General features: G+C 45.2%; 9 protein-coding genes. 6 read left to right on the top strand and 3 right to left on the bottom strand.

From position 1 onward, the window contains the following. Positions 1 to 60: 60 nt before the first annotated feature. Complete coding sequence (locus ACH19P_RS16230; RefSeq protein WP_462159640.1) at positions 61 to 573, top strand: GAF domain-containing protein; 513 nt, start codon at positions 61 to 63, stop codon at positions 571 to 573. 59 nt (positions 574 to 632) lie between these two features. Here the strand turns inward: ACH19P_RS16230 and ACH19P_RS16225 are convergent, their stop codons facing one another. Beyond that, complete coding sequence (locus tag ACH19P_RS16225; protein WP_462159639.1) at positions 633 to 1,049, bottom strand: hypothetical protein; 417 nt, start codon at positions 1,047 to 1,049, stop codon at positions 633 to 635. Positions 1,050 to 1,299: 250 nt separating this feature from the next. Here ACH19P_RS16225 and ACH19P_RS16220 point away from each other — a divergent pair, with 250 nt between their 5' ends. Beyond that, the gene (locus ACH19P_RS16220; protein ID WP_462159638.1) at positions 1,300 to 3,276 is read left to right on the top strand and encodes a GGDEF domain-containing protein; all 1,977 of its coding nucleotides are present in this window, start codon (positions 1,300 to 1,302) and stop codon (positions 3,274 to 3,276) included. A 1-nt stretch (position 3,277) separates the two neighbouring features. Here ACH19P_RS16220 and ACH19P_RS16215 read toward each other — a convergent pair whose 3' ends face one another. Together ACH19P_RS16215 and ACH19P_RS16210 are read right to left on the bottom strand one after the other, a co-directional pair. Continuing rightward, positions 3,278 to 4,753 carry a cytochrome-c peroxidase gene (locus ACH19P_RS16215; RefSeq protein ID WP_462159637.1) on the bottom strand — a complete coding sequence of 492 codons (1,476 nt, stop codon included), beginning with the start codon at positions 4,751 to 4,753 and terminating at the stop codon, positions 3,278 to 3,280. 201 nt (positions 4,754 to 4,954) lie between these two features. Beyond that, positions 4,955 to 5,983, bottom strand: coding sequence for an NADP-dependent oxidoreductase (locus ACH19P_RS16210; protein ID WP_462159636.1), 1,029 nt, complete (start codon positions 5,981 to 5,983; stop codon positions 4,955 to 4,957). Between the two features lie 258 nt (positions 5,984 to 6,241). Between ACH19P_RS16210 and ACH19P_RS16205 the strand changes: the two genes are divergently transcribed. From ACH19P_RS16205 to ACH19P_RS16190, 4 genes are all read left to right on the top strand, one after another. Next, positions 6,242 to 8,584 (top strand): TonB-dependent receptor domain-containing protein, encoded by a 2,343-nt coding sequence (locus ACH19P_RS16205; protein ID WP_462159635.1) that lies wholly within the window; start codon positions 6,242 to 6,244, stop codon positions 8,582 to 8,584. Positions 8,585 to 8,797: 213 nt separating this feature from the next. Further along, complete coding sequence (locus tag ACH19P_RS16200; RefSeq protein ID WP_462159634.1) at positions 8,798 to 9,907, top strand: alkaline phosphatase family protein; 1,110 nt, start codon at positions 8,798 to 8,800, stop codon at positions 9,905 to 9,907. After that, on the top strand, positions 9,904 to 10,977 hold the full coding sequence (locus tag ACH19P_RS16195; RefSeq protein WP_462159633.1) for an alkaline phosphatase D family protein: 1,074 nt from the start codon (positions 9,904 to 9,906) through the stop codon (positions 10,975 to 10,977). Before ACH19P_RS16200 ends, ACH19P_RS16195 begins: the two co-directional genes overlap by 4 nt. Before the next feature lie 98 nt (positions 10,978 to 11,075). Continuing rightward, positions 11,076 to 11,984 (top strand): histone deacetylase family protein, encoded by a 909-nt coding sequence (locus ACH19P_RS16190; protein WP_462159632.1) that lies wholly within the window; start codon positions 11,076 to 11,078, stop codon positions 11,982 to 11,984. Positions 11,985 to 12,081 lie beyond the last annotated feature (97 nt).

Below are 12,081 nucleotides of genomic sequence, written 5' to 3'. Positions count from 1 at the left end.
TGCGCAGTGCGTTAAAATGCGACCTATACTTTATAACGTCGATAATTCTGGGTGATAACCGTGGCTGATCTTTTTGAGCTAAACCTTACTCTAACTAACCCAAAACTAAGATACGAATCTAAGTTAAACGCTATCGTGAAGACTGCAGCGAAAAGTATTCCTCAAGCAGATATTGCTAGCCTTTGGGTGTGCGATGAAGACACGTCCGCCATTATATGTATCGCCCGTTTTGACAAACAAAATGATGAATTTTCCAGTGGCGGAACCATTAGCAAAGAAGGTGCACAGGTATATTTTGAAGCCATTCAAAAACAAGATTTCCTCGCTATCGAGAAAGCCCGCGAGCACCCATTTACTCGGGACATGAATGACGAATATTTCATCCCTACAGGTATTCACTCGCTTCTTGACTACGTACTGCACGACAACTTCAAGCCAAAAGGTGTATTGTGCTGTGAAGCACGCACTGAAGTGCAGAAGTGGCAAGATGAGGAAAAGGCCGTGCTTAAGCGAATTGCAAACAGCAGTTCCATGTTCTTCGACTTGTCAGCATACGAAAGAGAATGCGGTTAAAAATGAATTAAAAAAACGCCCCTGATGAGGCGTTTTTTTGGGGTATGCTACCGGGCATATTAATGTCGGCGGCTAATAATTTCGACAATTTCCAAACTGTTCTCTAAAAGCCTGAATACATCGCCGTGCATATCCACGATAATGTGTCCATGGCGATCACGTCGTAAAATTCGACCATGACGGTATGTGTCGTAATCTAAACGATGTCCCACTCGCCAGTAACTATCGTGATGTCTGTGACTATGGTGGTCACAACGATAATGATGGCGGTCATTGCGATACCCATAATAATCATGGCGATATTTATCACGCTTGTGCTTTTTGTGACGCTTATGTTTTCCACCTCGATCATCATGATGATCGTGCATCTTTTTAGCATGTCCAGGAGGAGTAAAATGATCCGGTTTGGCCATTGCCTGTTCTAACGGTGCTAAACAAAATAGAGCTGCACCAATACAAAGTGTAGTGAGTCGCATATCGACCTCCTTTTTCGGTCTTATGACCTATTTGTAATATGCTTACTCTAGTGTGCCGACAATGAACGTTAGCTAAACCACCAAATTCTTTACACTTTTTTACATTCGTAATTATACATAAGAATAATTTAGGAGTTTTTCGCAAATCGCTGAATATTCACTATACTTTTTTACTATTTTAATGACGTCGAGTCCTGAATAATTACTATCAAATCGTTGCAATGCAGGACTTCAAATTTCTCGGGTGAATATGGAAACTACCGCCTCAAACATGCTGCTTTTATTCGACTGCGATGGAATTTGCAGTGCAGTGTTTCCGCAATGCTTTAAACACTATATTGGTCATCACTTTGATATCTTCGAGTTTTATGATCACAACAATGCGCTCGCCGTCAACCATCTAAAAGAAGATGAACTATATAGCGTCAAAGTCACCTGCGATGGTAAAACATTTAAGGGGGAGTTACGCACATGCAGTGGCGATAAAGTGCATATCATGGCCTCTTTGAAAGTATGCGAAACGCAATATCATAAACTCAGTAGCGCCGAAAGATTACGCACAATTATTGACAGCACAAATGCAGGGACGTGGGAGTGGAATTGTCAAACTGGCGAGTTATCCGTGAGTGAGCGCTGGGCTGAAATCATAGGTTATACACTCGATGAACTAGCCCCCGTATCTATTGATACCTGGTTGAAATTTGTCCACCCTGAAGATTTGATTCGTTCTGATGCAGCGATACAGCGTCATTTCACAGGACAGGATAAAATGTATCAGTGCGATGTGCGCATGAAACACAAGCTAGGCCATTGGGTCTGGATAGGCGACTACGGACGCATTGCAACCTTTACCAAAGATAACAAACCGGAATGGATAACTGGTACACATATAGATATTACTGAACGGATTCAAACAATTAACGAGTTAGAGAAAGTTCGCAATGAGCTAAACTCTATAATAGACAGCGTTCCTGCCGCCATTTTCAAAAGTAATTTACACGACCATGAAGGGTTCAATTACATATCCTCAGAAATAGAACGTATAACGGGTTATGGAGCACAGTGCGTGTCACATAACAGTGCCTGGTGGTTGGCACAAATACACGTTCAGGACAAAGAGGCACTACAAGCTGAATTCAAGCATTGGCAAAGGGAAGGTGCAATCGGGGTGTGTAAATATGATTACCGATTTCGCCATCAACAAGGCCACTATGTGTGGCTAAGCGAACACATACAACGTGTTAAAACACCCACCCTTACAAACGGCGAAACGGAATCAATTGTTGGCTCTATTTTCGATAAAACAGAGAGTATGAGCTTGAATGCGCGAATGGATGCTTTGGCACAAATTTTACCTGGAATGATTTATCAATTCGTTCTTACAGAGGCTAGATCATGGCACCTTGTGTATGCAAGCGAGGGAATAAAACGCGTGTTCGAACTCACACCTGAGCAAGCTATTCGCAACCCCACTATTATGCTTTCGAAGATAGCGCACGAGGATAGAGAAACGCTGTTGGATGCGATTATTAACTCAGCGAACGAGCTTGAAGACTTAATGTGTGAGTTTAAAGTCATGCTCAAAGAAGATGCAAAGTGGCTATTCGCGCACGCTATACCACAGCGCCAAAGCGATGGTGGTATTATGTGGACTGGTATGATGATTGACATCACGGAGCGTAAGCAACTCGAACTCAGGTTACGAGAAGAATCGACGACCGACCCACTCACAGGGCTTTATAATCGCCGCTATTTTTTTGAACAGTTGAATCTAAAGCTCAGCCAAAGCGAGCGTGAAGAACAACCGCTATCATTAATCATTCTAGATTTAGATTTTTTCAAACAGATCAACGATCAATATGGTCATGATTGTGGCGACACAGTTTTACAAACCGTTTCTCAAGCAATCCTTGGGGTCATGCGCAAATACGACGTTGTGGCGAGAATAGGTGGAGAAGAATTCAGCATTATTTTACCGAATACTCCCCTGCATTTTGGCATAAACGTCGCCGAAAAAGTCCGCGAACAAATTGAAACTACGGTCATCAATCACAATGATTTAATGATTCAGATAACAGCCACACTGGGTGTTGCAAGCACTGAACAAACAGGTCAACGCATCGATGCGTTATTCAAGTTAGCAGATGATTGTTTATACAGAGGAAAGGATAAAACAAGAAACTGTGTCATCAGCCCGCAAGAGCCTCTGACACAGCGTGCGAACTAGCTTAGAGTAAGTTTCCATCCTCATCATAAGCAACTAGACGCAATCCATCAGGGTCCACTTCATCGCTACTGGGAACCCACTTATTCATACAAGCTGGGTCAGCCGTACACGGATCGGTTAATGTAGCTAAAAATGCTAATAGGTCATCGAGTTGGTCCTGAGAGATAGAGGTCGTTGGCAACAATGATTTATCTTGTGCTTGAAGTCTCGCTAATTGTGCTAAAGCAAGTTCTGTATTTTCTCGCCAATGCGCATGCTGAATACCTGGCTGAACGTCATCAGGCACATAATCCGCGACACTTTCACTCGGATTGAAATGATGTAAGACCATGTCACTCAATTGCGTGAATGCGCCACTGTGACTCCAAGGTCCTGTTTGCATGACATTCAGTAGAGTCGGTGTTCTAAACGCATATTTGTCATCTTCATCTTGTGTCTCTCGGAATCGACCGAAATCATCATCACCGTAAACGCCGTTGCCTTTTCCTCGGCCAATTTGTGGCACAGCGAGTACATGGAATGACTCATCAGAGAAAAAGCTTCCAGAGTGGCAACTTGCACAATCAAAACCACCCTGCTCAGCTGATTTGTAGAACAACAAAGCACCACGTTTTGCCTGTTCGCTGATCGCATCTTTGTCCCCATCTAGGTAAGTTGACCAAGGGTTGTTAACCAAAATTTGTGAGTTTTCATAGGCAGCGATCGCCAATGTAATGTTGTCGAACGTCAATAAACTTGACGCGTCGCCTTGTGGCGCTTCTAAACCTACACGAAAAGCTTCAAGCCAATTATTAATGGCAAGCTCATTCGAAGTACCATTAAATCTTTGTGTCAACGCAAGTCTTAACTCATCGTTAGTACCTTGAGAGAAAGAAAAACCACGCATCTCTTCTCGTGATGTAACGGGGAAGCGGGCTTGGGCTTGAGCAAGGGAAGTCCCTGCATTTGGATCTGCCTCACCTTTTGGTACATCTGGCGTACGCATTGCGCCTGATTCATCAATAATTTCTATGCGGCCATCATGAAAAATACTTTGTGTGTAAAAAGCAATGTTGAAAATACTTGGCGAGTTTCTTGGTACTGTTGGACCCGCATCATGGTGAAAGCCATTAGCATCATGTAATCGACCTGGGCCAAGCAAATCTTGTTCTAGCGCTTCCACACCCACTGGCAATACCAATGCGTCTCCCCCACCTAGGTTTGGATGGTGACAACTCGCACAGGCCGTATCCATATTGCCGCTAAGGGCTTTAGTGAAGAACAAATGTTTCCCCAATTGCGCCAACGGGCTATCAATGGAGACACTATCTTCAGGCGCTGTTAACGCGCCGATCTGTCGAGCGGTAATAACGCTTTGTAGCTCAAGCTCTACCATAGAGGCCTTGACTTCAGGGGGTTGTTCTTTGGCAGTATCATCTGAGTTACAGGCACTCAGCACAGAGCATAAAGCGAAAGAGACGGCTATTTTTGTTTTCATTGTGCTTTCTCATAAAGAAATTGGTTACTTACCAAACAGCCACGCCCATGACTTATTCAGCAAATGTTCAGAAGCAGCAATGATAGTTCAATTAGCATCTCATTTACATATCTTTACATTACAATACACTTGTTATTTACTGTGGTTCGACCACATAGAAGCCAAGGCACAGCCCTGGCTTCTATGAAAATTTAAAATGAATTAAAGAGGTTCGTTTACTTTAACAACCATTTTCCCGAAGTTACGACCATTTAAAAGATCGTTTAAACCTGCTGGCGCATTTTCTAAACCTTCAATTAAATGCTCTTTATACTTAATCTTACCTTCGCTTAACCACTGAACCATGTCGTTTGCAAACTCTTCATAGCGATGACCATAATCATCGTAAATGATAAAGCCCTTCACAGTCATACGCTTAGAGAGAATATTACCCATCAATAATGGAATGCGATCTGGCCCCTCTGGTAACTCAGTTGCATTGTATTGGGCAATAAGGCCACATAGTGTAATACGCGCTTTGGTGTTTAATAGCGGCAATACTGCATCAAATACCTTGCCACCGACGTTTTCAAAATACACATCAATGCCCTGGTCACACGCACGCGCGAGTTGCTCAGAAAAATCATCCGCTTTATGATCGATGCACGCATCAAAGCCCAATTCTTCAACGACATAGCGGCACTTTTCTTCGCCACCAGCAATACCGACCACTCTAGCGCCTTTGATTTTGGCAATTTGACCAACAACTGAACCCACTGCACCGCTGGCTGCCGCAACAACCACTGTCTCACCTGGCTGAGGTTGACCGATATCAAGCAAGCCCATGTAAGCTGTAAAACCAGGCATCCCCATCACACCGAGCGCCCATGAAGGATTTGTTGGGTTTTTACCTAAGTTAATACACAACTCGCCTTTACTGATTGCGTAATCTTGCCATCCGTTAACACTCAGCACCCAATCACCTTCGCTGTAGCCATCTAACTTGGACTCAATAACTTGTCCAACTGTACCACCAAACATAACCTCGTCGATTGCCACAGGTTCAGCATAGGATTCCACATCATCCATACGACCACGCATGTAAGGGTCTAGGGACATGTAAACAGTACGCACTAACATTTCACCCTGCTGAGGTTTAGGAATTTCGACTTCCTGTAAACGATAGTTATCAGCTGTTGGCTCACCAACGGGGCGTGACTGCAAGACTATTTGACGATTCATTGTGCTCATGAAATTCTCCAGAAAATATATTTGAATGTATATTCAAATATAATAAGGTGCGGTCGCTGAGTTTCAATCTATAAATGAGTTATTTTTTGTAACCGTTGAACCTACATGCTCATTGTCAACTTCAGAAAGTCACCTAAGTGTCTTATTTTAGTCTTTTTTTGTTAATTAAAGCTTCAATCAAAATTAAGCGAAACGTAACACTGAACATCCATAATCGCCCCGAATTTAACTACAAACAGTCGTATTTCGGGGAACAAAATGAACAAACAACTCAAGCTAAGCGCGCTAACCGCATCCATCTTGTGCGCCATGGCGATGACTGCACAAGCACAAGACGCCAGCACTAAATCAGATGAAGATATGATTGAAGAAATCACTGTGGTGGGTAAGAGCGTCTCATACGCAAACAACGCGGTGAGCCAAGACATGGTTAACCAACAATCAGCCATGACCAGTGCGCTTGCTGTAATTGATAACTTGCCGGGTGTATTAGTCAATGAAGGCGACACTTTCGGCTCTGATGACTGGTCAACAACGGTGTCTATTCGTGGCTTTCAGCTTTCTCTAGATGAACAACAAATCGGTATCACAGTCGACGGTATCGCCAACGGTAACTCCAACTATGGTGGTGGTGCTAAAGCCAATCGTTATATCGACACCGAAAACTTGGGCACTGTTGAGGTTTCGCAAGGTACAGCGGATGTCGCATCACGCTCAAATGAAGCGCTGGGTGGCACACTCAATTTCACCACCATGAACCCTAGTGAACAAGAGCGCTTGACTATCAGCCTAACTGGTGGTGATTTTGAAGCGAAAAAGTATTTCGCACGCTATGAAACTGGTGAGCTGACTAAAGATACCTATGCGTGGGTGAGTGTGTCGAGCAGCAGCAACTCAGATTGGGTGCAGCAAGCTGCAAACAATGAGCGTGACCACCTTGCGGCAAAATTGATCAGTCGCATCGGTGAGGTTGATTTAACAGCCTATGCTTCGTACGACGATGTATCTGAAGCCAATTATCAACGCATCAGTGCAGACCAATTTAAAGCAGACCCAAGTTGGGATCGCTTAACAGACACCATCACAGGCATCCCTTATATTGACCAAGTCTATCGCAACGGTTGGCAAACACACCGTGAGAATACGTTTGCGTATGTTGATGCAGCCTACACCACCAATGAATTTGAAGTATCAGGTAACGTTTATTACCACAATAATTCTGGCCGTGGTGACTGGGTGCCACCTTACCTTGTAGACATCATTGATGACGGCGCGGGTAATGGCAACTCTGAATTAGCATCAAACACGGCATTTTTAGGCGGCGCCCCAATTGGCCGCATTTATTTTGTCAATAAAGACGGTGAAGCACTCTCACCAATCGCTGGTTGCGAATCAAGTATTTCATTCCCGTACGGTGGTGCAGGCGCTGAATATGACCCAGCCTGTTACGCAGCAGGCGCTATTCCTGTTGGCTCATATCGTCACACTCACTACGGCAAAGAGCGTTTGGGTATTAATGCTGATTTTGCATGGTACGGCCGCATCGGTGATATGGAAAACACCTTACGTGGAGGCTTCTGGTACGAAGATTACCAGCGCCAAGAATGGCGTGACTGGCACAAACGCATCGACGCACGTGTCTCTGCAAACTTTGATGAAACCCCCTATTGGATTCAATACAGCCGTGAATTCAACGTTGATACCACCATGTTTTATCTGGAAGACGAGCTTGACCTTGGCCTTGCGCGCGTGCGCTTGGGTGCAAAAAAATTCTTAGTTGAGCTCCAAGGTGAAGACTTATTTGGTCAAAGCACTGATGTGTCGGTGGACTCAGACTCCGATGTATTGCTCAGCGCTGGTGTCGTCGTGCCAATGCCAGTTGAAGGCCTAGAGGCCTTTGCAGGTTATGCAGAAAACTTTGCAGCAATTAAAGACAATGTCCTTGAGCGCGATGCCTCTGCACTTGAAAACATTGAGCCTGAAACGGCTGAAAACATCGACTTAGGCTTGCGCTATGCGTCTAACTTGTTCAACGCCAGCATCACGTATTACGACGTCAGCTTTGATAATCGTCTGAGCTTCATCGCCCCAGACTCACCCGATGGCATCGATTATTTGATTGGCACCAATGGTGGCTATGTTAATGTAGGTGGTATTGATTCAACCGGTATCGAAGCATCAGCAACCTGGTATATCACGAATGATTGGGGTTTGTACGGCTCATACACCTATAACAACTCTGAATACACAGGTGGACTAGACGACTATCCAGCAGGAAATACCGTGTATGGCTCGGCTGAAGACTTGGCTGTATTGAGCCTTGATTGGGCACGTGGTAACTACTTTGCAGGTTTGTCTGGAAAATGGGTTGGCGACCGTTGGATGGACGCAGCAAATACCACGCGTGTCGATGCCTACACCACGTTTGATTTCTACGCAGGGGTAAGCATTAGCTCAACCGTACAAGGTGTAGAAGACATGGAGTTACGACTTACCATTAATAACCTAACGGATGAAAGCTACCTTGGCGGTATCTCAGGTCAAGCGGCTTGGATTGGCGCTCCACGCACAGCAGCAATTAACTTCAAGTTAGCGTTTTAATTTATATCGTTTCAGGCGGCCCCGCGCCGCCTTTTATGCCAATTCGCTTAATTAAGTGATCTATTTTGCGGCAATAAAACTTCGTTGATAACAAAGAAAAATTTCGTTATTTAGTTGTTCTAAATGAGAAATTTATAACGCAGTTAGCGGCAAGTTTGATCCCTCAAAATGATTAAGTATTGTTGCGAATTGGTATTCTTATGAGGAAGAATTATGCGTAATGTATTCACCGCACTACTTATGCTTGGCAGCACGTGTGCCATCGCAGCAGATAACCTCGTGCTCGTCACTATTGATGGTGTACGCTGGCAAGAAGTGTACCGAGGTTTAGATAACAACTTAGTCACTGATGACACGACACAAAACCAATCACAATTATTAGCAGACTTTGATGCGCCGAGTGATGCACAAAAACGCGAGAAGTTGATGCCATTTCTGTGGCATACCCTCGCCAAACAAGGGACATTATTGGGTAATCGAGATCTCGGCAGCAACATGCAAGTCGCTAACCCATGGTACTTCTCTTATCCAGGCTATAACGAAATTATTACGGGCCAAGTGGATGAGGGCATCAACAGCAACGATAAAATTGCCAACCCTCATATCAGCTTTATTGAATGGTTGAATAACCAAGATAAGACTAAAGGCAACAATGCCGCCTTTGCAAGTTGGGATGTTTTTCCATATATATTTAACGAGCCGCGTTCAAAGTTGCATGTAAATGCTGGCTTCATGCCCGAAAAAACGCAAGACAGCGACACCCAACTACTTAATACCTTGCAAGCACAGATCCCAAGCCCGTGGCAAAGCGTGCGACTCGACGCATTCACGTACCATTTTGCCAAAAATTACATTCAAAGCCAGCAACCTAATGTGTTGTTTTTAGGTTTAGGTGAACCCGATGACTTCGCGCATGACGGCAATTATGAGCAGTATATTCGTGGTATTCATCGTAGCGACAAATTGATTGCTGACCTATGGAACACATTGCAAGCCATGCCAAAATACCGCAACAACACGGTAATGCTGATCACCACAGATCATGGTCGTGGTAGCCACCTTGCGGATTGGCAGCATCACTCCTCAAAACGCGCGATTGAGAAAAAATACCCCGCCATGCTTGAGCAATTCCCTCAGGGCATTGTTGGGTCTGAGCATACTTGGTTCGCTGCAATTGGGCCTGATATCGCCGCCCACGGCGAACACAAAGCAAGCGATAACACCAATGCACAAATTGCCGCAACCGCCCTCATGTTGTTGGGGAAAGCGCCAAGCCAGTACAGCGATAAAGTCGCACCAGCGATTAAGGAAGTGCTCAAATGAACAAATTGCTTATGAGCGCCTTGTTTTGCGCCTCCGTTGGGGCACAGCTTGGTCACAGCGCCTACGCGAGCGAAAGCAAACACATTGAGCGCATTCGCTTTGGCTCATGCAGCCATCAATCTAAACCCATGCCGATTTTAGATACCATTATCAAAGATAAGCCTGAACTCTTTATTTTCTTGGGGGATAACATCTATGGCGACACCGAAGACATGGAGCTACTTGAGCAAAAGTATCAACAGCTGGGTGAGCAACCGGGAATAAAGGCATTACGCGCACAAACACACACCATCGCTATCTGGGATGACCATGATTTCGGCGAAAATGATGCCGGCATGGAATACCCGCAAAAAGAAGCATCACGGCAAATCATGTTAGATTTTTGGCAAGAGCCTCAGGACTCGCCTCGCCGCACCCGTAAAGATGGCATTTACACTTCCTACGAATATGGAGAAGGCGATCAGCTAGTGCGGGTGATCATGCCTGATTTACGCTGGAATCGCCCTGCCATCAATCATGTGAGTCACAGCGACTATGCTTTAAAGCGTAAACCCAACAACCAAGGTCCATACTCACCCAGTGAAGAGGCCACGGCCAGTATGCTTGGTGAGGCACAATGGCAATGGCTAGAAACAGAACTGAAAAAGCCCGCAGCAATTCGCATTATAGCATCGAGCTTGCAGCTGTTACCTGAATTCACTGGCTGGGAGTCGTGGGCAAATTACCCGTATGACCGCACACGCTTGCTTGCGTTAATACGCCAAGAACACATAGGCGGCGTGATAATGATAAGTGGCGACACCCATTGGGGAGAGCTGTCCAAAGTAGAACAAGCAGATGCTTACCCACTTTGGGAAGTCACCAGTTCAGGCCTGACCGAAGAATGGAAGCACGTGAGCCCCAACAAGCACCGCGTCGGTAACTTCACCAATGACGTAAACTACGGGTTTATCGATATTGATTGGCAACAACAAGACCCCAGCGTGCACTTCGGCCTCAAAGATATTGATGGCAGCACGGTGACAAGCAAAACCCTGCGCTTGTCCCAACTGCAGCCAACCCTGCAATAAGGACAAAAGGCTGTGCCTGCACAGCCTTTATATTGCCAAAACTTGCACGGCGACGCATGGGTCGATAGGCTATACAAAACGAGCAGTTGTTTCTCACTATGGCGCGCAATCCACATTTACCCTTGGTCTACCACCCAAATTATTCGTTTAGCTTCGACCCAAACCATCGCTTTGTGATGAGCAAATTTGCGCGCCTTTACCATCACGTTAAAGACTTAGGGTTGATTGGCGACAATCTCCATCAACCTGACGTTGGCCTCCCTGATGACTTAGCTTTTATCCATTGTGATAACTACGTGCATGACCTTTGGCACAACCGCCTAGATGACAAAGCGATGCGCCGAATTGGCTTGCCGTGGTCTAAAAATCTCATGGCGCGCACCTTTACCGCGCCACTGGGTACACTCAAAACGGCCCGTCTTGCACTTGAGCATGGCATTGCTTGCCACCTAGCCGGTGGCACCCATCATGCCCATTATGATTTTGGCTCGGGTTACTGCATGGTCAATGACTTGGCCTTCACGGCGCAAACCTTGATTCAATCGGGTGACATCACCAATGTGCTCATTTTTGATTTAGATGTGCACCAAGGTGATGGCACTGCAGCTTTGTTGCAACATCAACCTTACGCGTTTACTTGCTCTATACATTGTGAGAAAAACTTTCCATTTAGAAAGTGCGCCAGTGACTTGGACATAGGTTTGGCGAATAACATGGGGGATGACGAGTATTTAGGGATTGTTGATGACACCTTGTGCCACCTACTAAACACACTTAATCCAGATTTGGTGCTCTACGATGCAGGTGTTGATATCTGGCAAGAAGATGGCTTAGGAAAATTAGACATTAGTTGGCAAGGTATACAGCGCCGTGACCACCTCGTGCTTAAGCGCTGCATGCAACATAACACACCAGTAGCAACAGTGATTGGTGGAGGATATGACAAAGACCATGCTCGCCTTGGCGCGCGTCACGCGATAGTGGTTGAGCAAGCAGCGCGCTTCTAAGTCGAGTTCAATACATAAATTGAGATGAAAGCAACGTATTAGAGTTGCATGCATCGTTGATTATCAATGCCCTAACTTGAACGAAAAAAGGCCCCGA

It is taken from the genome of Pseudoalteromonas sp. GB56, from assembly GCF_054923835.1.
This window is presented reverse-complemented; position numbering and strand designations above follow the sequence as displayed.

What these genes read in the sequence shown, in the direction of transcription:
- ACH19P_RS16215 (WP_462159637.1), bottom strand. Translation starts at nt 4,753, where the DNA reads ATGAAAACAAAAATAGCCGTCTCTTTCGCTTTATGCTCTGTGCTGAGT.
- ACH19P_RS16200 (WP_462159634.1), top strand. Translation starts at nt 8,798, where the DNA reads ATGCGTAATGTATTCACCGCACTACTTATGCTTGGCAGCACGTGTGCC.
- ACH19P_RS16225 (WP_462159639.1), bottom strand. Translation starts at nt 1,049, where the DNA reads ATGCGACTCACTACACTTTGTATTGGTGCAGCTCTATTTTGTTTAGCA.
- ACH19P_RS16220 (WP_462159638.1), top strand. Translation starts at nt 1,300, where the DNA reads ATGGAAACTACCGCCTCAAACATGCTGCTTTTATTCGACTGCGATGGA.
- ACH19P_RS16195 (WP_462159633.1), top strand. Translation starts at nt 9,904, where the DNA reads ATGAACAAATTGCTTATGAGCGCCTTGTTTTGCGCCTCCGTTGGGGCA.
- ACH19P_RS16190 (WP_462159632.1), top strand. Translation starts at nt 11,076, where the DNA reads ATGGCGCGCAATCCACATTTACCCTTGGTCTACCACCCAAATTATTCG.
- ACH19P_RS16210 (WP_462159636.1), bottom strand. Translation starts at nt 5,983, where the DNA reads ATGAGCACAATGAATCGTCAAATAGTCTTGCAGTCACGCCCCGTTGGT.
- ACH19P_RS16205 (WP_462159635.1), top strand. Translation starts at nt 6,242, where the DNA reads ATGAACAAACAACTCAAGCTAAGCGCGCTAACCGCATCCATCTTGTGC.